At 42.6% G+C, this 20,887-nt stretch carries 24 protein-coding genes, 1 pseudogene and 1 other annotated feature; of the genes and pseudogenes, 2 read left to right on the top strand and 23 right to left on the bottom strand.

Translation table 11 applies throughout. The features are described 5' to 3' along the window. Positions 1 to 136: 136 nt before the first annotated feature. From CYK16_RS10390 to CYK16_RS10380, 3 genes are all read right to left on the bottom strand, one after another. On the bottom strand, positions 137 to 2,377 hold the full coding sequence (locus tag CYK16_RS10390; protein WP_060805342.1) for a DNA internalization-related competence protein ComEC/Rec2: 2,241 nt from the start codon (positions 2,375 to 2,377) through the stop codon (positions 137 to 139). Next, on the bottom strand, positions 2,361 to 3,008 hold the full coding sequence (locus CYK16_RS10385; protein ID WP_060805341.1) for a helix-hairpin-helix domain-containing protein: 648 nt from the start codon (positions 3,006 to 3,008) through the stop codon (positions 2,361 to 2,363). Before CYK16_RS10385 ends, CYK16_RS10390 begins: the two co-directional genes overlap by 17 nt. A gap of 66 nt (positions 3,009 to 3,074) precedes the next feature. Then, positions 3,075 to 3,644: a GNAT family N-acetyltransferase gene (locus CYK16_RS10380; RefSeq protein WP_060805340.1), complete on the bottom strand. Its 570-nt coding sequence runs from the start codon at positions 3,642 to 3,644 to the stop codon at positions 3,075 to 3,077. Positions 3,645 to 3,815: 171 nt separating this feature from the next. Here CYK16_RS10380 and ald point away from each other — a divergent pair, with 171 nt between their 5' ends. Next, a complete protein-coding gene (gene ald / locus CYK16_RS10375; protein WP_060805339.1) occupies positions 3,816 to 4,928 on the top strand; it encodes an alanine dehydrogenase in 1,113 nt (370 codons plus the stop codon). 56 nt (positions 4,929 to 4,984) lie between these two features. Here ald and CYK16_RS10370 read toward each other — a convergent pair whose 3' ends face one another. The 17 genes from CYK16_RS10370 to CYK16_RS10290 form a co-directional block, all read right to left on the bottom strand. Continuing rightward, a complete protein-coding gene (locus CYK16_RS10370; RefSeq protein WP_060805338.1) occupies positions 4,985 to 5,980 on the bottom strand; it encodes a PhoH family protein in 996 nt (331 codons plus the stop codon). 84 nt (positions 5,981 to 6,064) lie between these two features. After that, positions 6,065 to 6,280 carry a YozE family protein gene (locus CYK16_RS10365; RefSeq protein WP_001232084.1) on the bottom strand — a complete coding sequence of 72 codons (216 nt, stop codon included), beginning with the start codon at positions 6,278 to 6,280 and terminating at the stop codon, positions 6,065 to 6,067. A gap of 45 nt (positions 6,281 to 6,325) precedes the next feature. After that, positions 6,326 to 6,883 (bottom strand): GrpB family protein, encoded by a 558-nt coding sequence (locus CYK16_RS10360; protein WP_060805337.1) that lies wholly within the window; start codon positions 6,881 to 6,883, stop codon positions 6,326 to 6,328. 11 nt (positions 6,884 to 6,894) lie between these two features. Next, positions 6,895 to 7,749, bottom strand: coding sequence for an RNA-binding virulence regulatory protein CvfB (cvfB, locus tag CYK16_RS10355; RefSeq protein WP_001095445.1), 855 nt, complete (start codon positions 7,747 to 7,749; stop codon positions 6,895 to 6,897). A gap of 59 nt (positions 7,750 to 7,808) precedes the next feature. After that, positions 7,809 to 8,366, bottom strand: a complete 558-nt coding sequence (gene frr, locus CYK16_RS10350; protein WP_001262225.1) for a ribosome recycling factor — start codon at positions 8,364 to 8,366, stop codon at positions 7,809 to 7,811. An 8-nt stretch (positions 8,367 to 8,374) separates the two neighbouring features. Beyond that, positions 8,375 to 9,112, bottom strand: coding sequence for a UMP kinase (pyrH, locus tag CYK16_RS10345; protein ID WP_000002996.1), 738 nt, complete (start codon positions 9,110 to 9,112; stop codon positions 8,375 to 8,377). Positions 9,113 to 9,195: 83 nt separating this feature from the next. Next, positions 9,196 to 10,530 carry a methylenetetrahydrofolate--tRNA-(uracil(54)-C(5))-methyltransferase (FADH(2)-oxidizing) TrmFO gene (trmFO, locus tag CYK16_RS10340; RefSeq protein ID WP_060805336.1) on the bottom strand — a complete coding sequence of 445 codons (1,335 nt, stop codon included), beginning with the start codon at positions 10,528 to 10,530 and terminating at the stop codon, positions 9,196 to 9,198. A 284-nt stretch (positions 10,531 to 10,814) separates the two neighbouring features. Beyond that, entirely contained in the window at positions 10,815 to 11,693 is an 879-nt protein-coding gene (gene rsmI / locus CYK16_RS10335; protein ID WP_060805335.1) for a 16S rRNA (cytidine(1402)-2'-O)-methyltransferase, read from the bottom strand. 2 nt (positions 11,694 to 11,695) lie between these two features. Beyond that, the gene (gene yabA / locus CYK16_RS10330; RefSeq protein WP_000358227.1) at positions 11,696 to 12,013 is read right to left on the bottom strand and encodes a DNA replication initiation control protein YabA; all 318 of its coding nucleotides are present in this window, start codon (positions 12,011 to 12,013) and stop codon (positions 11,696 to 11,698) included. A 39-nt stretch (positions 12,014 to 12,052) separates the two neighbouring features. Beyond that, on the bottom strand, positions 12,053 to 12,943 hold the full coding sequence (locus CYK16_RS10325; RefSeq protein ID WP_060805334.1) for a DNA polymerase III subunit delta': 891 nt from the start codon (positions 12,941 to 12,943) through the stop codon (positions 12,053 to 12,055). Then, positions 12,940 to 13,578, bottom strand: coding sequence for a dTMP kinase (gene tmk / locus CYK16_RS10320; RefSeq protein WP_060805333.1), 639 nt, complete (start codon positions 13,576 to 13,578; stop codon positions 12,940 to 12,942). Before tmk ends, CYK16_RS10325 begins: the two co-directional genes overlap by 4 nt. 229 nt (positions 13,579 to 13,807) lie before the next feature. Continuing rightward, positions 13,808 to 14,605, bottom strand: a complete 798-nt coding sequence (gene proC / locus CYK16_RS10315; RefSeq protein ID WP_060805332.1) for a pyrroline-5-carboxylate reductase — start codon at positions 14,603 to 14,605, stop codon at positions 13,808 to 13,810. A 3-nt stretch (positions 14,606 to 14,608) separates the two neighbouring features. After that, positions 14,609 to 15,871: a glutamate-5-semialdehyde dehydrogenase gene (locus CYK16_RS10310; protein WP_060805331.1), complete on the bottom strand. Its 1,263-nt coding sequence runs from the start codon at positions 15,869 to 15,871 to the stop codon at positions 14,609 to 14,611. 9 nt (positions 15,872 to 15,880) lie between these two features. Beyond that, positions 15,881 to 16,990 carry a glutamate 5-kinase gene (gene proB / locus CYK16_RS10305; protein WP_060805330.1) on the bottom strand — a complete coding sequence of 370 codons (1,110 nt, stop codon included), beginning with the start codon at positions 16,988 to 16,990 and terminating at the stop codon, positions 15,881 to 15,883. Between the two features lie 109 nt (positions 16,991 to 17,099). Further along, complete coding sequence (locus CYK16_RS10300) at positions 17,100 to 17,990, bottom strand: RluA family pseudouridine synthase (RefSeq protein WP_101776977.1); 891 nt, start codon at positions 17,988 to 17,990, stop codon at positions 17,100 to 17,102. Further along, positions 17,980 to 18,441, bottom strand: a complete 462-nt coding sequence (lspA, locus tag CYK16_RS10295) for a signal peptidase II (protein ID WP_060805328.1) — start codon at positions 18,439 to 18,441, stop codon at positions 17,980 to 17,982. Before lspA ends, CYK16_RS10300 begins: the two co-directional genes overlap by 11 nt. After that, positions 18,438 to 19,346, bottom strand: a complete 909-nt coding sequence (locus CYK16_RS10290) for a LysR family transcriptional regulator (protein ID WP_060805327.1) — start codon at positions 19,344 to 19,346, stop codon at positions 18,438 to 18,440. Before CYK16_RS10290 ends, lspA begins: the two co-directional genes overlap by 4 nt. Here CYK16_RS10290 and CYK16_RS10965 point away from each other — a divergent pair. Next, positions 19,339 to 19,410: pseudogene (locus CYK16_RS10965) on the top strand (AraC family transcriptional regulator); the annotation flags it as partial. The gene CYK16_RS10290 and the pseudogene CYK16_RS10965 sit on opposite strands and share 8 nt — an antisense overlap. A gap of 166 nt (positions 19,411 to 19,576) precedes the next feature. On the opposite strand, the gene rpmA reads toward CYK16_RS10965, so the two are convergent. The 3 genes from rpmA to rplU are packed head-to-tail and all read right to left on the bottom strand — an operon-like array spanning position 19,577 to position 20,561. After that, positions 19,577 to 19,870 carry a 50S ribosomal protein L27 gene (rpmA, locus tag CYK16_RS10285; protein WP_000916509.1) on the bottom strand — a complete coding sequence of 98 codons (294 nt, stop codon included), beginning with the start codon at positions 19,868 to 19,870 and terminating at the stop codon, positions 19,577 to 19,579. A 16-nt stretch (positions 19,871 to 19,886) separates the two neighbouring features. After that, complete coding sequence (locus tag CYK16_RS10280; RefSeq protein ID WP_000613699.1) at positions 19,887 to 20,231, bottom strand: ribosomal-processing cysteine protease Prp; 345 nt, start codon at positions 20,229 to 20,231, stop codon at positions 19,887 to 19,889. A 15-nt stretch (positions 20,232 to 20,246) separates the two neighbouring features. Beyond that, entirely contained in the window at positions 20,247 to 20,561 is a 315-nt protein-coding gene (rplU, locus tag CYK16_RS10275; protein WP_000109141.1) for a 50S ribosomal protein L21, read from the bottom strand. Between the two features lie 36 nt (positions 20,562 to 20,597). Continuing rightward, positions 20,598 to 20,685: a sequence feature (ribosomal protein L21 leader region), on the bottom strand. Positions 20,686 to 20,887 lie beyond the last annotated feature (202 nt).

Here is a 20,887-nt window from a genome sequence, read left to right as displayed (position 1 = left end):
ATAAAATCAAGCATTAGTAAAACCAATGGAACTTACCCTGACACGGATTTCCACTGGTTTTTAGGATCTTTATCAGACTAACTTCCACTTGGATTAACGGTGGAAGTTAGTTTGGGAATTTACCAGTTTCTGCTCATTAACCAACCGTTTCAATCATCCAACGATTCCACCCTTTAAAGCGTATAGCTCCATGCTGGTCAGTTCGGTAAACTTTGCTGTTGATACCCTCCAGTCGTGTCAAGGTTTCCTGATGAGGGAGTTTCGTTCGATTGCTCTTTCCAACTGAGATGAGAGTAAACTCTGGTTTGAGTTTTTCTAGAAAGGCTGAACTTGATGATTTTTTAGAGCCATGTTGGCTAGCTTTCAAAACATCCACCTCCAGGTCAGGATATTGCTTCAGCAAATCCTTCTCTCCTTTCTCCTCCAAATTTCCAGTGAAGAGAAAGTGCTTATCCAAGAGTTTTCCATACAAAACCAGGGAATCTTCAGGACCTCCATCTCCAATTTTCCTTGGAGATAGGACTTCTAACTGACTTCCAAAAATTGGAAGGTTCTCTCCTGCTGTTATACTTCTAACTTTTGTTTGGGTCGCTTGTAGTTCTGCTACAAATTCCTTCTGTTTTAAACTGCCTTTTGACACTAAAATCTCCCCTACATGGAAAGCCTTAATCACCTCCAACAAATCTCCAACATGTTCCTTGTCCGTGTTAGTCAAAATTAGCTGGTCAATCTTGGCCACTCCTCGACTTTTGAGATAGGGAATCAAGGTTCGCTGAGCATTGCTGGTCGTCGCCTTTTCTTGCCATTTTTCTATTTTCTTACTAGATTCTGCCTTGCCGCCTACATCTATGAGAATGGTTTTCCCAGTTACATCCCCTAGGAAAATACTTTCGCCTTGCCCAACATCCAGCATGGTGATTTCATTTTCCAGTGGATGCTTGGTAAAGAAAAATAGACCTGTAATCAATAAGCTCAATACCATTAGCCTTTTAATGTTTTTCCTCAAATCATAAACTAAAGCTAAGGAAATTAACAATAAGATTAAAATCCATGCATTAGGTTGTCCAAAGACAAGAGGTCTACTTGCCACCTGCGAGACCAAGCGAATCATCCCCTCCAACCATTCAAAGATAAAGTTCAACTGAATGACTGGATAGAGAAAGGAAAGGGCAAATAAGACAGACAAGAGCGGTAAGAAGACCAAGTCAAATAGAAAGGAAAAGACAAAGGTTAAGAGGATGGACCAAGGCTGAAATTCCGCAAAATAGAAGGATAGAATGGGCAATATTCCCAAGGAAATGACCAGACTTTCTCTGGCAACAGCCTTAAGTCCCTCCTCTTCTTTGCTGGTCATGGTCAGGATAAAAGCATAAGCGCAGGACAAGACACCTCCTGCTGTCAGGAAAAAGTTAGGCATGACGATAAAGAGGACAAGGACTGTCAAGGCAAAATTATCCAAGCCCTTAACACCATGTTGAGCCAGTAGCTTTTGCAAAAGACTGCGAATGACCGAGGCTGAAAATCCAGTCAGGCCTGCATAAATAAGGGAAAAGGGATAAGTCAGCCATTTCAACTTTTCTTGGGTCAAGCCCAATCGCAAGAGAAGTTTCTTAAATCCGTCCATGAAAAAGCCTACCTGCATACCCGATAAGGCAAATAGGTGGATAATTCCTAGACTGGAATACAGCTCATTCATCTCCTCAAAATCTGTGTCCAGATGTCCTAATAGAAGCCCCGTCATGTAATTGAGCATAGGGTCTGGAAAGTGCGTCTTAATCCAAACCACAGCCTTTCGGCGTAAACTGGACAGGTTTTCACCTATATCCCAACTGCTAACCTGTTTAAGCGACTGGATTCTTTTAATATTGAGAGTCTGGTAAATTCCCTGAGTTTTCAGATAGGCTTGGTAGTTAAAACCACCAAAATTTCTCTGCCCTTCTGGCTCCGAAAGCTTCCCTTCTAGTTCTATCTCATGAAGGTCGGTTAAAGCTTGAAATTGTTCTTTCTCCTCCTCGGACTGGAGTTTATAATAGACTTGGAAGGTGCGGTTGTCAGCCTTTCCACGAAAGGACAGACTGTCACCATTGACCTTAATAGTGTCAGGCAGAATCCGTACCCTTTCAACAGAATCCGCTAGGTTTTGACTAACTTGACTCTGTTGCCAATTTTGAAGCAGAAACCAGAAGGCAAAGATTCCACAAAGCACTATAACTTTGCCTGCTGATTTCCAAGGAAATTGTACAAAGAGACAGACTAGCAGAAAAACAAAGCCAAGCAAAGCAAGATAGGATGCTGAAAAAATGGCATAGTAAAGCCAAAGTAATAGAAAACTCAGGTAAATTAGGGGAATAGGGAGTTTCTTAATCCACTGTAACATAATCTTTTAGCTTTTCTATGGTCTTAGCACCAATGCCAGAGACTTTCTTGAGTTCGTCGACCGACTTGAATTTCCCATTTGTTTCACGATGGTCGATAATGTCCTGAGCTCGTTTGCCACCTAATCCTTTGACCTGTTTAAGCTCTTCTAGACTGGCCTTGTTGAGATTGACCTTCTTTTCCTTGCTTGTTGAAGAAGTCGCTCCAGAACCTGACTGTTGACTAGCTTCTTCTCCCTTAGTTGGAACGTAAACCAGAGCCTCATCACTAACTTTCTGAGCTAGATTGAGCGACTTGCTATCTGCTTGATCTGTCAAACCACCAGCCTTCTGAACAGCATCATTAACTCGACTACCTACAGGCAAATCATAAATCCCTGGCGATTTAACAGCTCCCTTCACATCTACTGTGATTAGATCTTGTTCAAGGGGTTCTTCCTTCTCTTCCTTCCTCACTTCCTTTTCGGATACCGAATCCTTGGAAACAGCGGTAACTTCAGCCTGCAAATTCGTTTCCTGGACAGGTGTTTGTGGAGCTGGCTTTAGCAGGAAAAATCCTCCTACAAGCAAACCCAGACCAGCACAGATGACAATGATTTTATACTCTTTGATTTTCTCGATAATTGCTTCCATATTTTCTCCTCTCTTAGATTATTCGTAAGAGGAAGAAAAAACAGTCGAAAATTTCTTCTCAACTGCTTATTTATTTGCAAAATAGTCTTCCTTGGTCAAGACATAATGAACTCTTGTCACGATTCGGCCTTCTTCATGCTGGTCCATACAAGCATAAGCTTCTTCGTGGGAAAAACGCATGCCTGATTTCTCCATGACCTTTCCAGATGCAGGATTGTCCTTATCGTGAAGGGCAATCAACTTATTCATCCCTATCTTCTCAAAAGCTAGCTCAATTACGGCACGATTGGCTTCTGTCGTCAATCCTTGATTCCAATACTTTTTATTGATAATGTAGCCAATAGCTGCCTTCTTAAGAACAGGATCAATCTTGTGCAAATCAATGGTTCCGATAAATTTGCCATTACTTTTTAGTTCTATTCCCCACCGTCCCAAGGGATTGGCCAAGTAGAACTGACCAATATTATTCTTGGTTTCTTCCAAGCTTTGATTGGTTGGAAAAGTGTAGCGCGTATTTTCTCTGTCCGAGGCATAGGCAAACATTGCTTCCGCATCATCCAAAGTTACAGGTCTAAGCAATAAACGCTCAGTCTCCATTATTGGATACTGGGATAGTTTTAAAAAGATTGATTCCATACTTCTCCTCCATTTAAAAATATTTTCTACCAGTCTAGCATAAAAAATAAATTACAACAAATTTTTCTTGCTTTTTAAAGCGGTTTCATATAGAATAAAATCATCACCTTATTTTAATAGATAATGTGATAAATCATTTACAACCCGTCAATAGAAAGGGAGTTTTTCTCTATGTTAATCGGAATTCCAAAAGAAATTAAGAATAATGAAAACCGTGTTGCCCTAACACCTGCTGGCGTCCACAGCTTAGTCGGCCGTGGTCATCGCGTCCTTATCGAAACAAATGCTGGTCTCGGTTCTGGCTTTACTGATGCTGACTATCAAAAGCAAGGAGCTGAAATTGTCACTACTGCTGGTGAAGCCTGGGCAGCTGAATTGGTCGTGAAAGTAAAAGAACCACTAGCTTCTGAATATGGTTACTTACGTGACGACCTGCTTCTCTTCACCTACTTGCACATGGCCGCTGCTCCAGAATTAGCAGATGCTATGTTGGAAGCAAAAACAACAGGAATTGCCTATGAAACTGTCCGTGATTCCCAAGGTCAATTACCACTCCTCGTTCCTATGAGTGAGGTTGCAGGCCGTATGGCAGTCCAAATCGGAGCTCACTTCCTAACCAAACAAGCAGGAGGTTCTGGCGTCCTACTGGGTGGTGTACCAGGTGTACCTAAAGGGAAAGTAACCATCATCGGTGGCGGTGTCGTAGGGACTCATGCTGCTCGAATTGCCCTTGGTCTTGGTGCTCAAGTAACCATCCTTGATATCAGTGCTAAACGTCTCTCCGTTTTAGAGGAGGTCTTTGGTCACCAAATTCAAACTCTCATGTCCAATTCATTTAACATCGAAGCCAGTGTGAGAGATGCGGATGTGGTGATTGGAGCGGTTCTCATTCCAGGTGCCAAAGCACCAAAATTGGTGACAGATGAGATGGTCAAACAAATGCGTCCAGGATCAGTCATCGTTGACGTTGCTGTTGACCAAGGTGGTGTTATCGAGACAGCTGACCGTGTGACAACGCACGATGAGCCTGTATATGAAAAACACGGTGTTCTCCACTATGCCGTTGCCAACATCCCTGGTGCGGTTGCTCGTACTTCTACCATCGCCCTAACCAATGTCACTCTTCCTTATATCGAAGCTTTGGCAGAAAAAGGATTCGCACAAGCAATTGCTGAAGATGAGGGCTTGCGCCAAGGTGTTACCACTTATCAAGGTTACTTAACCAGTCTTCCAGTAGCCCAAGGCCTCGATATAAAACATACTCCAATTGATGAACTAGTATAAAAAATCTAATTATCAGATAAAAGAAAGAGCAATTCCACCTGAACTGCTCTTTTTTGCTATTCTGTTTCTTCTTGGACTTCTTCACGCTCTTCATTTTTAATTGGAGCTGGTTCATAAGCTCGAATAATCTGAGCGACAACTGGATGGCGAACCACATCCTTAGCTGAAAAATGAACAAAGTCAATCTGGTGGATGTTCTTGAGCTTTTCTTGGGCATCAATCAAACCGGACTTGACATTACGTGGCAGGTCAATCTGACTGATATCTCCATTGACAATCATCTTAGAATGAAAGCCTAAACGAGTCAAGAACATCTTCATCTGCATGATGGTCGTATTTTGCGCCTCATCGAGAATGACAAAGGCATCATCCAAGGTCCGGCCACGCATATAGGCAAGGGGCGCAATCTCGATAATTTCACGCTCCATGAGACGAGTCGTCTGGTCTTTGCCTAGAATCTGATACAAGGCATCATAAACAGGTCTAAGGTAAGGATCTACCTTCTCCTTGAGATCACCCGGAAGAAATCCAAGACTCTCTCCTGCCTCAACCGCTGGACGTGTTAAGATAATCCGTTTGACCTGACCACGTTTAAGGGCAGTCACTGCCAAGGTCACTGCAAGAAAGGTCTTACCTGTTCCTGCCGGACCAATTCCAAAGGTCACATCATGCTGTTTGACACTATCCACATAAAGCTTTTGACCCAATGTTTTGACACGGATAGGTTTTCCTGTATTATCTTTGATGATTTCTTCTTCGTAAAGAGCGACAAACTTATCAATTTCATCGTTTTTGACCATGCTAATCGCAGTCACCACATCTGGCGTGCCAACTGTCATCCCACGATTCACCAAAACCATCAAGGCTTGGATAACCTGACGGGCTTCTTCACAGGCAGCTTCTTCTCCCAAAACCTGCACAATCTCCGTACGAGCATGGATCACCACATCAAGCTCTTCTTCCATCAAACGAAGATGGCGTTCATTGGAACCAAAAAGATGAAATAGGTCATCTGGATGACTCAGTTGAATGTCAATTGAATGTTCCTTCAAATAAAGAACCTCTCTAATCCTTTTATTTCTTTTTATTATAGCAAAGGGATGGAGAAATTACTAGCCCAAACCCAGTGAATCATGCTAGTGTTCTAAGTATTCCTGCCAGATAGCGTCAAAGTCACCTAGGTTAAAAGAGAAACTGGCATGTTCTTCCAAAAAGCGACTAACCTCATCAAAATCATCTGTGTGTTTTGGGAAAGCTGACTCCTCAAAAGCTAGGTCTGCCAAGATAGCTTTGGGACTGTTACTTTTAGGATTGCGCTCGGTCATGAGCCAAGTGTAAAATGATTTTCTCAATTCTTTCTCCTATCAAGACTTTTTTTGATGAAACTTTTCTGATTTTTAAAAATTACTGGACTTAGCCTCTGACACATAGTGGTTTATAAAATCCGTTTTCGCATCTGTATAGGCGTCTCGATTGTGTTCAAATTGTTTCCACAAACTGAGTTTTAATTCCTGATACGCTTGGGCGATATCTGGATGCTGGCAGAGATAATCTCTAAAATAAATCTCGTTATGATCTCCCGTCATTCGCAAATGTAAATGAAAAACTTTCTCAGCAAATCCCTGCTCTGTATATCCTTTATTTAGCGAAATCCTGTTAGGACTCTCCGACATCACTAGCCACCCATTCTTCACCAATAAATCCCTAACTCTTGCTAAATCCTCTATTCTACCTACTTCTAACAGAATATCAACGATATTTTTGGCCCAAATATTAGGGATAGCAGTGCTACCGATATGTTCTATTCTTTTAATAACATTTGCACCCAATATTTTTTTCAGACTTGTTTTCTCCAATTCATACCAGTCTTTCCACTCTGACTTGTGCTCTACTAGAAAAATAGGAAAAAGTTGCCAGAGTTCCTCTAAACTCATTTCTTCAAATTTCTTTATCATGTCTATAAGACCTAAATCAACTCTGTCCCAAACTGGTCTTGCTTGATTTTACCAGCCTTCATCAAACCACCGAGTGCTTTCTTGAACTGACCTTTAGAAATACCAAAGGTTGCCTTGATGTCGTCTGGAGATGACTTATCATTTAAGGTCATGAAACCGCCATTGCTTTCCAAGTAGGTCAAAATCATCTGGGCATCATTTTCCAACATCTCAAAAGAACGCGGTTTAAGGGAAAGGTTCAAGGTACGGTCCACTTCACGGAAACCAATAACACGCGCATCTAAAACTTGCCCCAAACGTGGTTCTGCATAGCGCTCGCTAGGATGGATAAAACCAAGCATGTTATTTTCTGGTAGGTAAACAAAAGTTCCTGACAGCTTGAGGCGGTAAACAATGGCTGGCCAGTTTTGGTTCTGCATGTTGTTGTAGGCAGGACGAGCCAGACGTTGGAAGTCTTCTTGATAAGCCAAGAGGCCCCAGATTCGGTCTTTCTTGTCCACTTCAAGACGGATGTAGAGTTGGTCACCCTTCTTAGGCCAGAGTTCCTTAAGTTCAGGGAGAATATCGAGTGACACAACGATTTCCTTGTCAGGAAGGCCTGTATCCACAAAGACACCCAAGTCCTTACGAACTTCTGTGACACGACCCCAACCAAATTGATCCTGAGTGGCAGTCACTTCTAGAGTTGTCAAACGGAGTTTTTGCTTCATATCTGTATAAGCAAAACCTTTAACCGTATCCCCTACTGTATGTTGACCTTCTTCCTTAGCAAGAGCATAGGTTTGACCATCCTTTTGCACAAAGTAAAAACGGTCGTTTTCATCGATGATCAGTCCAACGATAAAACTTGCAAGATTTGTATTCATATTTCCTTCTTTCGAATAAAACTCAGCCAGCAATGCCAACTGAGTTTTTCTGTTTATTTTTAGACTTCCAAAAGTTCTTTCTCTTTGTTGGCAGTCATGTCGTCGATGTGTTTAACAGCATCGTCTGTTACTTTTTGAATGTCTTTTTCAAGAGTCTTCAATTCGTCTTCAGTGATTTCTTTTGCTTTTTCTTGTTTCTTAGCTTCGTCCATAGCATCGCGACGGATATTGCGGACAGCCACTTTAGCATTTTCGCCGACCTTCTTCACTTCTTTAGCAAGGTCACGACGAGTTTCTTCTGTTAGAGCTGGGATAACCAAGCGAATCACAGAACCGTCGTTAGCTGGTGTGATACCAAGATCAGAAGCGTTCAAGGCACGTTCGATATCTTTCAATGAAGACTTGTCAAATGGTGTGACCAACAAAACACGCGCTTCTGGAATCGTAATTGAAGCGATTTGGTTAAGAGGAGTTTCTACTCCATAGTATTCTACATGTACACGGTCAAGCAAGCTTGCATTGGCACGGCCAGCACGGATACCACCAAATTCACGAGCAAGTGACTGGTGAGACTGGGTCATTCTCTCTTTAGCTTTTTCAATAATTGCGTTAGCCATAATCTTTCTTATTCCTTTTCTTCGATATTATTTGAAACTGTTGTTCCGATATTTTCTCCAAATACAACACGTTTGATGTTGCCTGGTTGGTTCATGTTGAAGACAACCAAGTCAATGTCATTATCCATTGAGAGGGTTGAAGCTGTTGAGTCCATGATACGAAGACCTTTGTTGATAACATCACGGTGAGTCAATTCTTCAAACTTAACGGCTGTCTTGTCTTTCTTAGGATCGGCATTGTAAACACCATCTACGCCATTTTTAGCCATAAGGATAGCATCCGCTTCGATCTCCGCTGCACGAAGGGCCGCTGTTGTATCTGTTGAGAAGTAAGGTGAACCAATTCCGGCACCAAAGATAACGATACGACCTTTTTCAAGGTGACGAAGGGCACGTCCACGGACATAAGGCTCTGCCACTTGTTGCATGGCAATAGCTGTTTGTACACGCGTATCGACACCAACTTGTTGCAGTGAATCTGCCATCACAAGAGCATTCATAACAGTCCCAAGCATTCCTGTGTAATCTGCCTGAACGCGATCCATTCCTGCTTCAGCAGCAGGTTCTCCACGCCAGAGATTTCCTCCACCAATAACAAGGGCAATTTCGATACCTAAGCTATGAACTTCTTGAATCTCTTTTGCGATTGTTTGAACTGTTTGGATATCAATCCCTACGCCACGTTCACCGGCAAGGGCTTCACCTGATAACTTGATTAAAATACGTTTATACTTGGGATTCGCCATTTTCACTCTCCTTTTTTTATCCTACCTATTTTATCACAATTTCTAAGATTTTTATAGTATCATGAGCAATTCTTTGAAAAAAATTAGACTGTTAAAAATTCCTCTAAGTCACTAAGAGCACGCTCTGCAATTTTTTCATAACGAGCCTTCTTATCACGGATACGTTCACCTTCCAACTCCTTGATAATTCCGAAATTGACATTCATTGGTTGGAAATGTTTGCTGTCCGCATGGGTGATGTAATGAGCTAAGCTTCCAATCGCTGTTGTTTCTGGGAAAATAGCCTCGCTTTCTCCCTTGAAAAGACGAGCCGCGTTAATTCCCGCAACTAAGCCTGACGCTGCGGACTCTACATAACCTTCCACGCCCGTCATCTGACCAGCAAAAAAGAGATTTGGTTGTTTCTTAGAACGGTAAGTCTGCTCAAGAAGATTTGGTGAGTCCATGTAAGAATTACGGTGCATGACACCATAGCGAACAAACTCAGCATTTTCAAGGCCTGGAATCATTTGGAAGACACGCTTTTGTTCTCCCCATTTGAGGTGGGTCTGGAAACCAACAATATTGTATAGGCTACCTGCTGCATTATCCTGACGAAGTTGCACAACCGCATAAGGTGTTTTGAATTCTCCATCACGAGGTCCTGTGTAGTCGTCCGGATACTCCAAACCGACTGGTTTCATAGGACCATAAAGCATAGTTTTAATGCCACGTTTGGCCATAACTTCGATAGGCATACAACCTTCAAAGTACTTTTCTTTTTCGAAAGAATTGAGCGGTGCTTCTTCCGCATTGACCAAGGCTTCATGGAAATCCATAAACTCTTGCTTAGTCATGGGAGCGTTGAGGTAGGCAGCTTCTCCCTTATCGTATCGAGACTTGAGGTAGACCTTGCTCATATCGATGGTGTTGACGTCGATAATAGGCGCTGCCGCATCGTAGAAATAGAAACCATCGCCGTCATTAAGAGCATGAATCTTTTCAGCCAGAGTATCGCTGGTCAAAGGACCAGTAGCGACAACCGTAATAACATCTGTCGGCAATTCTGTAATTTCATCACGCACCACCTCAATCAAGGGATGGTTGACCACTTTTTCGGTCACCATTTGGGAGAAACCATCACGGTCCACCGCAAGGGCTCCTCCAGCAGGAACACGTGTAGCCTCAGCAGATTCCAAAATAACAGAACCCAAGCGACGCATTTCTTCCTTGAGAAGACCAACTGCATTTGTCAAAGCATCCCCACGAAGAGAATTAGAACAAACTAACTCTGCAAAATTGTCTGTTTTGTGTTGAGGTGTTGACTTGACACCACGCATTTCATAAAGTTTAACTGGAATACCACGTTCTGCGATTTGGTAGGCTGCTTCAGAACCTGCCAAACCAGCACCGATAACATTGATATAAGATTGAGACACGACACTAATACCTCTTTGGGAGTGTGAAGACAAGGTTCACATTGAAAAAGCCAATCGGATTTACGAGCTTTCGAATTTCTTGGCTCAGACTGAAAAAGTCTACAGGACTTTCCTCGCTTTCGAGTTTCTTGGCTCAGACTGAAAAAGTCCACAGGACTTACTTCGCTTTCAAGTTTCTTGGCTCAGGCTGAAAAAGTCCCCCAGACTTTTTCACTCCCACAAATCTTTCTAATTTTTTCTTCTACTAGTATAACAAAAAAAGGGAAGAAGGCAAACTTCCCTGTTTAGTCATTTTCTTGATTTTCTTCCCAGTCGTGGTAGGCTGCGTAAAGCTGGCTCTTATTCCACTGGTAAATCTTAGATACTTCCTTAATAGCTTGATTTTTCTTCATGCCTTGCTGGATACGGGCTTGGATTTCTAAGAACAAGACTTCCTCGTCTTTTTCTTCTACATCCTGACTGGCACCTTCAACGATGAGAAGGCATTCGCCCTTGAGTGGCGTTTCAGCAATGCTTTCTAATAACTCAGAAATGATACCACGTTGGTATTCTTCATAGATTTTGGTCAATTCTCTGACCAATACGACCGAGCGGTCACCATAGACTTCTAGCATATTTTCCAACGTATCTGCCACACGATGGGGAGATTCATAGAAAATCTGAGTTTCAGGATAATCTTTTTTCGAGTCGAAAAATTGCTTTTGCTGGCCTGATTTTCTCGGTAAAAAGCCGTAAAAGATATGTGGCTGAGGCGCTAAACCACTGGCAATCAAGGCAGAGATTCCTGCAGAGGCACCCGGAACAGTGACAACTGCGATTTCCTCCTCAATCGCTGCCTTAACCAAATCATGACCAGGGTCTGAGATACTAGGCAGACCCGCGTCGGATACCTGAGCAATACTTTGCCCTGCTTTCAGAGAATCAATCAAATCAGGAATTTTTTCCTTGGCATTGTGCTCATGAAAACTAATCTGCTTAGTAGAAATGTCAAAATTCTTGAGCAATAGACCTGTATTGCGCGTGTCCTCAGCAGCAATCCAGTCCACTTCTTTCAAGGTTTGGATAGCTCGAAAGGTCATATCATCTAGATTGCCAATTGGCGTTGCCACTAGATACAACTTGCCATAGGGAGACCGCCCCTTAAAACTTTTTTGAATCTGCATGCCTACTCCCTGTACAACAACTCGTCACAGAACATACATTCCTCGTCCTGCTCTCGACGTTGTCCATAAAAATCATTACATACGTGAAAACCATCTTTATAAATTCGACGGACACTTTCACGAACATGCTTGGCCTTGACTGGAGCGTCTGCTTCCACCTCACCCAAGCGTTCTCGCAACTTACTATTTTCCAAACGAAGAGCTGTATTTTCCTCTACCAGGCTCTTGAGATTTTTCTTGATGGCTTCCACATCGGCCAAGGTTACCAATAACTGTTGGGAAAAATCATCTAGCGCGTCAAATAATTCTTTTTTGTCCATAAACCAGCCCTTTCCTTTCTTTATCGTTCATTTTTGAGTTTATATTTCTTTCAAGACCAGATATTCCATGACATTTTGAAAGCTGACATTAGCCTGCCACATTTTTCTAGCTTCTAGCAAATCTTGTAAAATCACTCTTACTCTTGCTTGTAGGATATCTTGTCCACAGAGAACTTCAAGAATCCGTAAAACCTGATCTTGTTTTTCCTTGTCATCTGCCAAGTTGGCTAATTTAGCAACCTGCAGATAGCTTTCTTTTTTCTTAGGCACTAACCAAGTCAGCAGGCGTTCACTTTCATCAACCAAGGTCCAAAAACTTGCCTGATTGGCTAACTTTTCTGCTTCAGCTCGCGATTGACTAAACTGGGCTAAAAGAGTCGCTTTTTTCTTAACCAGTCCCAGTTGTTCTAAGAGCAAGATGAGTTTTTCTTCTTGCTTTTTAAAGTGGAAAATCTGGGTTCGACTGCGGATGGTCGGTAACATCTTTTCCTCATCGCTAGTCAAGAAGAAAATATAAACCTCACTCTGGGGTTCTTCGATGACCTTGAGCAGAGAATTGGCTGCGTTGGGGTGCATCTTCTCAGCTTGCTCGATAATAAAGACCTGTTGCTGACTTTCAATCCCCGCTTGGGAAAACTGGCCCACCAATTCTCGAATCCGTTCTGTCTTGATGACCTGATTGACTGGCTTAATCAAGGTGACATCGGGAAATTCTCCCTGTTCAATCAGCTTACAATTTCGGCATTTCTCACATGGTAAAACACCTACTTTATCCGTACAAAAGAGGCTCTTAGCTAAAAATTGCGCCATTCCCAAGCTTCCAAAAAAACCTGAAAAGAGATAGGCGTGATTGAGCTGGTCTTGTTCTAATATACGGACAAAACGGTCAAACTGGGCTGGTTGCCAAGCCTTTAGTTGATCTTGTTTCATTTGGCCAAACCCATTCTGTCAAACAAGACAACCTTGGTAGTTTCCACAACTTGTTCCAAAGGGAGACTCGCATCAATCTTGACAATGCGGTCTCCTTCTTTATCCAGAAGAGAAAGATAGCCTTTACGAACTTTTTTATGCAAGTCCAACCCTTCCAAGTCCAAACGATTGACCTCACGATTGCTATTAGCAGCAATGCGAGCCAATCCTTCTTCCACCTCGATGTCAAAATAGAGGGTCAAATCGGGTTTAAGGCCATCTGTCGCAAAGTGATTGAGCCAATCAATGGCGTCAATATCCAAGCCACGACCAAATCCCTGATAGGCAACGGAACTATCGATGAAGCGGTCCATAATGACCAACTTACCAGCTTCAAGGGCAGGGAGAACTTTTTCCACCAAGTGCTGTCTGCGACTGGCGATATAGAGCAAAAGCTCTGTCTTCGCATCCATCTGCGTGTGACTTGGATCCAAAATTACTTCCCGAATCTTCTCCCCAATCAAGACTCCGCCAGGTTCACGGGTCGTCAGCACCTCTACTCCTTTTTCCTCTAAAATTGGGAGCAGAGCCTCTAAAACACTGGTCTTTCCTGCTCCCTCTGGTCCCTCAAGAGAGACTAAAAATCCTTTTGACATGTCTAACTCATTTCTTTTTTACTACTTCTATTCTATCAAAAAAATAGAGGTTTGTGACAATCTTTTTTGTCTTCTCATTTCATACTCAATGAAAATCAAAGAGCAAACTAGGAAGCTACCCGCAGGTTGCTCAAAACACTGTTTTGAGGTTGCAGATGGAAGCTGACGAAGTTTGAAGAGATTTTCGAAGAGTATCAACCACCATAAAAGAGGCAGACAAATCCACCTCTTATTTACCTAGTTCTTGTGTTCGTTTGTAGGCTTGACCAACTGCATCAATGACTGTTCCTCTAAAAGCATGCGCTTCTAAGCTCGCTACACCAGCAATAGTCGAACCGCCTGGGCTACAAACTTGGTCTTTCAAGACCCCAGGATGTTGCTGGCTTTCTAGGACCAATTGACCAGCTCCAACCACAGTTTGAGCCGCCATTTTCAATGCCGTTTCTCTTGGCAATCCAGTCTGAACACCTGCATCTGCCAAGGACTCAATAAAGAGATAGACAAAGGCTGGCCCACAGCCTGCAAGTCCTGTCGCAGCATCGATTAATCCTTCACCTAGTTCAACCAAGAGGCCAGCATTTGCTAATAACTGACAAAAGAGCTCACTGTCCTCAGCCTTACAATTAGGAGACAAAGCATAGCTGATCACTCCTTGACCGATAGAAGCAGGAGTATTTGGCATCATACGAATAATTCTGTGTTGATTTGGAAGAAGACTAGCGAGTTTTTCTAAAGTCAATCCAGCTGCCATCGAAATCAAAAGAAGACTTTCTCGTTTTTCAAGGATAGTCTGGTATTGAGAAAGCAAGTCTGAGAACTGAGCAGGCTTAACACCTAGAAAAATCACATCTGCTTCTGCAAAGATTTCTTCATTGCTAGAAGCTTGACCGCCAAAGTCGGCAATGAAAGCATCCACCTTAGCTTGACTACGATTGGCAAGGAGAAGGTCATCACCCGTCTTGGCCTGCAAAATAGCCTTAGCCAAGCTAGCTCCCATATTCCCCAAGCCGATAAATCCAATCTTCATCTCTTACTCCCTTATCTGCCCATCACCAGCAACCACATACTTGTAACTGGTCAACTCTTTCAAGCCCATGGGACCACGCGCGTGGAGTTTCTGGGTAGAAATCCCCATTTCACAACCAAGACCAAATTGGCCTCCATCTGTGAAACGAGTCGAAGCATTGACATAGACCGCTGCAGAGTCCACTTGATCTGTAAAGTAAGCTGCAGCTTCAGCATTTTCCGTCACAATGGCATCCGAATGATGGGTACTGTGGGTTTCAATATGCTCAACTGCTTCTTCTAAACTGCTCACAACCTTAACAGCTAAGACATAGTCTAAAAACTCAGTGTCAAAGTCTTGGTCCTCAGCTGCTTGACCTGAAACAAACTGACTTGCTTTCTCATCCAAGCGGAATTGAATTGGTTCCAGACCAGCTTCTTTTCGATCTGCAACCAGCACTTGCTCCAAGCGAGGAAGGAAGCTTATCACTTTGTCTTCATGAACCAGCAGAACCTCCATGGCATTACAAACAGAAGGACGACTGGTTTTGGCATTGTTGATGATAGACAGAGCCTTGTCTTCGTCTGCATCCTTATCGACATAAACATGGACAATCCCTGTCCCGGTCTCGATAACAGGTACGATAGCATTCTCAACCACTGCATTGATCAAACCAGCTCCTCCACGAGGAATAAGAAGGTCTAGATAGCCTTTGGCCTTCATCATGGCATAGCTACTTTCACGGCTGGTATCTTCCACCAGTTGAATCACATCTGGGTGAATAGTAGTCGTTTCCAAGCCCTTCTTCAAGGCTGTGACAATGGCATGGGCTGTTTGATAGGCGTCCTTACCACTACGAAGAACAACCGCATTTCCACTCTTGAGAGCCAAAGCAGCCGCATCAGACGTCACATTTGGACGGCTTTCATAGATAATACCGATAACTCCCATAGCCACACGTTTCTTTGTGATAACCAAACCATTTTCAAGCTGATTGGTTTCTAAAACTTCACCGATTGGATCTGGTAAAGCAACCACTTCACGAATCCCAGTTGCCATCGCTTCTATACGACTTGCATCCAAATAAAGACGATCCAGCATCACATCTGAGATTTTACCCTTAGCAGCTTCCATATCAATGGCATTAGCTGCTAAAATCTCCTCAGTAGCAGCCACTAAGTGGTCAGCCATGGCTAGCAAGGCTTGGTTTTTCACGACTTCACTAGCTGTGTTGATCGATTTTTTAACAGCCTGTACCTGTTCAAATTGTTCTTGTGTACTTACCATAGTTTACCTCTAAAATTCTGTAAAGAGTAGTTGGATTTCAGGAGTAATGGAAATCCAGTCATCACGGTGAATCAAGACACCCTTGGCTTTTTGAGAACGCAACATATCCTCCAAAGCAGATGCACCAAATTGCACGCGTCCTTTTCCAAGTGATTTTCCACTTTCCTTGTCAAATACTGTCACGATATCACCGTAAGAAAAGGCTCCTTCTGCTTCAACAACACCAGATAAAAGGAGACTCTTTCCATGTTGAGAGAGAGCTTCTGCAGCCCCTTTATCTACCCAAATAGAACCTTGGCTCTGAGCATAAAAGGCCAGCCATTGTTTCTGGGTACGAAGTCCCTTCTCTTGAGCAACAAAGTAGGAACCATCCTCGGTTTCCTCAGCTGCTTCAATCATGGCATCTGACTTCAAGGATGAGCAGATATAAACAGGAACTCCTGATTCCGTCGCGATAGTTGCAGCTTTGATTTTAGTTAACATGCCACCTGTACCATTAGACGAACCTGCTCCACCGGCCATATCAATAATCTCACGATTGATAGTCTCTATTTTCGCCAAGCGTTTGGCTCTTGGGTCTGAATTAGGATTTCCAGTATATAGACCGTCTACGTCTGTCAAGAGGACCAAAAGGTCTGCTTGGACCATTGCCGCCACCTGAGCACTTAGAGTATCATTGTCCCCAACCTTGAGCTCATCAATAACGACACTGTCATTCTCATTGATGATAGGAATCGCGCCACGGCTAAGTAGAACTGACAAAGCCTGATGGGCATTTTTATAACGACGCTTATCCACAAAGTCATCTTGGGTCAGCAAGATCTGTGCAGAAACAATTTGGCGCAAGAGAAGATTGGTCGTATATTCTTCCAACAAAAGCCCCTGCCCTACCGCTGCTGAAGCCTGTTTATCAGCAATCTTAGTCGGACGCTTTTTAAATCCTAAAGCTCCAAAACCAGCAGCAATGGCACCTGACGACACCAAAATCAATTCATGACCAGCCTCGTGCAACATAGCCAACTGCTGAGTAATAGCCTTTACCTTACTACGTGATAAACTTCCATCCTCATTTGTCAGAGAAGAAGTCCCCACCTTAAAGACAATCCGTTTATATTTCATAGTCTCACTCCGATTCTTCATATTTATCCATTATAACATGAATGGTAGGAAATAGAAAAGAGTTGATAGGAAAAAGGTCGAGACAAGTCATCTCAACCTTTTATCACGTCTAATTCTTTCTCAATTTCTCCAGGGTTTCCTTAAAAATCTCTGGAATATCTGCTGAAAATTCCATGGTCTCACCTGCTCTCGGATGAGTAAAACCTAAAGTCTTGGCATGAAGAAATTGTCCATGCCCCTTAAGTGTCTTACGAGGACCATAGACTTCATCACCAGCGACTGGATGGCCAATATAAGCCATATGGACACGAATCTGATGAGTGCGACCTGTCTCTAGCTGCAACTCCACTAAGCTATAATCGCCAAAGCGTTCCAAGACGTGGAAACGGGTCACTGCAGGCTTACCTTTAGCAGTCACAGCCTGTTTCTTACGGTCTTTTTCACTACGGCCAATCGGTGCTTCAATCACACCACGATCATTAGGCAGATTTCCATGAACAATCGCCCAATATTTGCGGAGAGACTTTTTATCCTTAAGTTCTTGAGCAAGCGCTAGATGCGCATCATCGTTTTTAGCAATCATGAGAAGGCCAGACGTATCCTTATCAATACGATGAACAATTCCTGGACGCAGAACCCCATTGATACCCGACAAATCCTTAATATGGTACATAAGGGCATTTACTAGGGTTCCACTAGTATGACCAGCACTCGGATGCACAACCATCCCCTGAGGTTTGTTAACGACAGCTACATCCTCATCTTGGTAGACTATTTCTAGCGGAATATCCTCAGCCACATACTCTAATACCTCTGGTTCTGGCACATGGTAAGTGACGACATCGCCCTCTTGGACAGTGTATTTAGCTTTCTTGACTTGGCCATTGACCAAGACCTGGCCTGATTTGATTTGTTCATTCGCGAGACTGCGTGATAATTCTGTCAAATCCGACAAAGCCTTATCTAAACGCAGGCCACCAGTTTCAATTTTAATTTCCATTTATTTCCTCTTTTAGCATTGCAATCAATAAAATAATCACTCCAACAGTCAGATAGCTATCTGCCACATTGAAAATTGCAAAATTGATAAAGTCAAGGTGAAACATATCCACAACAAAGCCCTGACTGATCCTGTCAATAAAGTTCCCAAGACCACCTGCAATGATCAAAGTCAAACCCAAGACCATCCAGAGTGAGTCCTCCATGTGTTTATGTAGATACCAAATGGCACCTACCACGACGACCAGAGTAATGATAGCAAATAACAACTGCTGATCTTGTAACATCGAAAAGGCTGCCCCTCGATTTTGCAGGTAGGTCAAACTAACGAAATTGGGAATCCAAGAGCGCACTTCACCCAGTGGAATTTGCTGGACGATATAGGATTTGACTAACTGATCCAGCCCAATCAAAAGCAGTACAATGACTGCCACTATTCCTCTTTTTTTCATGATTTCCTCTTCTGATTAAAATATTCTTGCATGACTTCTACAAAGAGAGTCCCAGATTGACTAAGCTCCACCTCTTCACGTTTAACATAGACCATGCGATTATCTAGGTTATCCTTGAGACGAATAACTGTAATGCCATTAACACTATCACTATCTAAAAATCCAGAACCTGTTGCATAGGCGTCCGTCCGCTCCAAAATACCATTCAAGGTAGCACGGTCTGTCACATTGAACATCTGTGAGCTCGCACTGGTATCAACAAAGTTCTCTGAATAATAAAGGTACTCGTCTTTTTCTTGAGTGAAACGAACTGTTGGTAGGTCCGCTAAATCCTCCATAACCAATTCCTCTTTCTGAGCCAAAGGATGCCCCTCACGGAGATAAATATGGGTATGGAAGGGAATCAACTCAATGACCTCCAGACCTAGCTTTTCAACCCGTTGCATAATCCCCTTTTTATTTTGATTGTTGAGGTAAATAATCCCAATCTCACTATGTCCTTGTGCTACTTCGTCTAAGATTTGAACAGTAGTTGATTCAAAAATACGGAAGTTCTTATAGTCAGGATAGCGCTCTGAGAAAGCCGTAATGGTTGGTGGCAAAAAGTCATAGTGCTGACTAGCAATGGAAAATTCATCTTTCTCTTCTTCAGGGTTGGCATACTGATTTTGAAAAATATCAAATCCTTTAACCAATTCTTGCGCTTTTTCATAGAATTCCATACCACGACGGGTCAAGAAAGTCCCTGAGCTGGTCCGACGGAAAATCTTAAAACCCAACTCTTTTTCCAAATCACGAACAGAAATGGACAGACTCGGCTGACTAACATACATCTTTTCAGCAGCTTCACGGAAAGTACCGCTATTCGCGATGGCCACAACATAGCGTAATTGTTGAATGTTCATCTTCTACCCCCAACTTCTTTATCTTTCCATTATACCATATTTTAGAAGTTTTCCATCGAAGAAAAATAATGTCACTCATAAAATTCATCTACACTAAGAACGAAAAAATCATGGATACCAAAACAAAAAAATAGGCTCTCCGAAAACTCGGAAAGCCTTATTTAATGCTACTTCTAGCTTCCTCGCCTTTACATTTCAAGGCTCGGGATAAAAAGGTTCACTGAACCTTTTTATTTAGCGATTGGGTAAACAGAAACTTGTTTTTTATCGCGTCCTTTACGTTCAAAGCGTACTACGCCTTCAACTTTAGCGAACAAAGTATCGTCTCCACCACGTCCAACGTTTACACCTGGATAGATATGTGTACCACGTTGACGGTAAAGGATTGATCCACCTGTTACAGTTTGTCCGTCAGCTGCTTTAGCTCCAAGACGTTTAGCTTGTGAATCACGTCCGTTTGATGTAGAACCTCCACCTTTTTTGTGGGCGAAAAGTTGCAAGTTGTTAAGAGTCATTTTTAACATAATGTTTTCCTCCGTGTTAGTTTTCTGTGATAACTCTGGTTTGGACGAACTCAGAAGAGTTCTCCGATAAGTTTGCCATACCTAAGAAAAATGATTCAAAGAATAACTGGGTCATTTCTCTCTGGTGTGAAGGAAGATCTTTTGGAATTTCAACCATCAGATAGCCACCTTCATCTTCGTTTAATTCTAGGATTGGTTCATAGCCTGCAAATTTCTCAATAGAATTGATAAAGTTAATGGCAAGCGTAGAAACCGATGCACACACGACATCTAAGCCGTATTCGCCACTCTCGGCGTGTCCAGTAATTTCCGCACTCCTCAGCTCGCCATCTTCGGCTCTCTCAAAGACTGCCTGTATCATGTGTTCTCCTTAAAATTAAGCGTTGATTGCGTTGATGACAACTTTTGTATATGGTTGACGGTGACCTTGTTTACGGTGGCTACCTTTTTTAGGTTTGTACTTGTAAGTAACAACTTTCTTTTGTTTTCCTTGTTTTTCAACAGTTCCAACTACAGTAGCTCCAGCAACAAGTGGAGTTCCGACAACAGTGTTTTCACCACCAACAAGAACAACTTCGTTAAAAGTAACTTCTTGACCAGCTTCAACGTTCAATTTTTCAACGTAAACTGCTTGACCAACTTCAACTTTAACTTGTTTTCCGCCAGTTTTGATAATTGCGTATGTGCTCATTATGCACCTCCTATGATTTTTATGGGTTTCCCCGATTTTTTTGTGAAGACTCGCCTAGCATCGTGGGACAAACCACTTAAACTTGAATAATCAAGCAACGATGTTCGTGCGGTTGCACAGGAACGTGCATAGTCAACTCTTCAAGTATAGCATATCTCCTATTTTCTTACAAGTAATAACACCTAAAATGAAGCTTTTTCTTTTACTTGGTAATTTCTCAAAGTAACTTCCACTTGCCTGACCAAAGTGGAAATTAGTCTAAAACGGATTTTTATGGTGGAATTAAGTATGAGACGTTTGAGTTAGAAATGAGGCTCACTATGACA

The organism is Streptococcus oralis subsp. dentisani (assembly GCF_002860905.1).
GTDB lineage: Bacteria > Bacillota > Bacilli > Lactobacillales > Streptococcaceae > Streptococcus > Streptococcus oralis_BA.
This window is presented reverse-complemented; position numbering and strand designations above follow the sequence as displayed.

What these genes read in the sequence shown, in the direction of transcription:
- CYK16_RS10390 (WP_060805342.1), bottom strand. Translation starts at nt 2,377, where the DNA reads ATGTTACAGTGGATTAAGAAACTCCCTATTCCCCTAATTTACCTGAGT.
- CYK16_RS10385 (WP_060805341.1), bottom strand. Translation starts at nt 3,008, where the DNA reads ATGGAAGCAATTATCGAGAAAATCAAAGAGTATAAAATCATTGTCATC.
- CYK16_RS10380 (WP_060805340.1), bottom strand. Translation starts at nt 3,644, where the DNA reads ATGGAATCAATCTTTTTAAAACTATCCCAGTATCCAATAATGGAGACT.
- ald (WP_060805339.1), top strand. Translation starts at nt 3,816, where the DNA reads ATGTTAATCGGAATTCCAAAAGAAATTAAGAATAATGAAAACCGTGTT.
- CYK16_RS10360 (WP_060805337.1), bottom strand. Translation starts at nt 6,883, where the DNA reads ATGATAAAGAAATTTGAAGAAATGAGTTTAGAGGAACTCTGGCAACTT.
- cvfB (WP_001095445.1), bottom strand. Translation starts at nt 7,749, where the DNA reads ATGAATACAAATCTTGCAAGTTTTATCGTTGGACTGATCATCGATGAA.
- frr (WP_001262225.1), bottom strand. Translation starts at nt 8,366, where the DNA reads ATGGCTAACGCAATTATTGAAAAAGCTAAAGAGAGAATGACCCAGTCT.
- pyrH (WP_000002996.1), bottom strand. Translation starts at nt 9,112, where the DNA reads ATGGCGAATCCCAAGTATAAACGTATTTTAATCAAGTTATCAGGTGAA.
- rsmI (WP_060805335.1), bottom strand. Translation starts at nt 11,693, where the DNA reads ATGCAGATTCAAAAAAGTTTTAAGGGGCGGTCTCCCTATGGCAAGTTG.
- yabA (WP_000358227.1), bottom strand. Translation starts at nt 12,013, where the DNA reads ATGGACAAAAAAGAATTATTTGACGCGCTAGATGATTTTTCCCAACAG.
- CYK16_RS10325 (WP_060805334.1), bottom strand. Translation starts at nt 12,943, where the DNA reads ATGAAACAAGATCAACTAAAGGCTTGGCAACCAGCCCAGTTTGACCGT.
- tmk (WP_060805333.1), bottom strand. Translation starts at nt 13,578, where the DNA reads ATGTCAAAAGGATTTTTAGTCTCTCTTGAGGGACCAGAGGGAGCAGGA.
- proC (WP_060805332.1), bottom strand. Translation starts at nt 14,605, where the DNA reads ATGAAGATTGGATTTATCGGCTTGGGGAATATGGGAGCTAGCTTGGCT.
- CYK16_RS10310 (WP_060805331.1), bottom strand. Translation starts at nt 15,871, where the DNA reads ATGGTAAGTACACAAGAACAATTTGAACAGGTACAGGCTGTTAAAAAA.
- proB (WP_060805330.1), bottom strand. Translation starts at nt 16,990, where the DNA reads ATGAAATATAAACGGATTGTCTTTAAGGTGGGGACTTCTTCTCTGACA.
- CYK16_RS10300 (WP_101776977.1), bottom strand. Translation starts at nt 17,990, where the DNA reads ATGGAAATTAAAATTGAAACTGGTGGCCTGCGTTTAGATAAGGCTTTG.
- lspA (WP_060805328.1), bottom strand. Translation starts at nt 18,441, where the DNA reads ATGAAAAAAAGAGGAATAGTGGCAGTCATTGTACTGCTTTTGATTGGG.
- CYK16_RS10290 (WP_060805327.1), bottom strand. Translation starts at nt 19,346, where the DNA reads ATGAACATTCAACAATTACGCTATGTTGTGGCCATCGCGAATAGCGGT.
- rpmA (WP_000916509.1), bottom strand. Translation starts at nt 19,870, where the DNA reads ATGTTAAAAATGACTCTTAACAACTTGCAACTTTTCGCCCACAAAAAA.
- CYK16_RS10280 (WP_000613699.1), bottom strand. Translation starts at nt 20,231, where the DNA reads ATGATACAGGCAGTCTTTGAGAGAGCCGAAGATGGCGAGCTGAGGAGT.
- rplU (WP_000109141.1), bottom strand. Translation starts at nt 20,561, where the DNA reads ATGAGCACATACGCAATTATCAAAACTGGCGGAAAACAAGTTAAAGTT.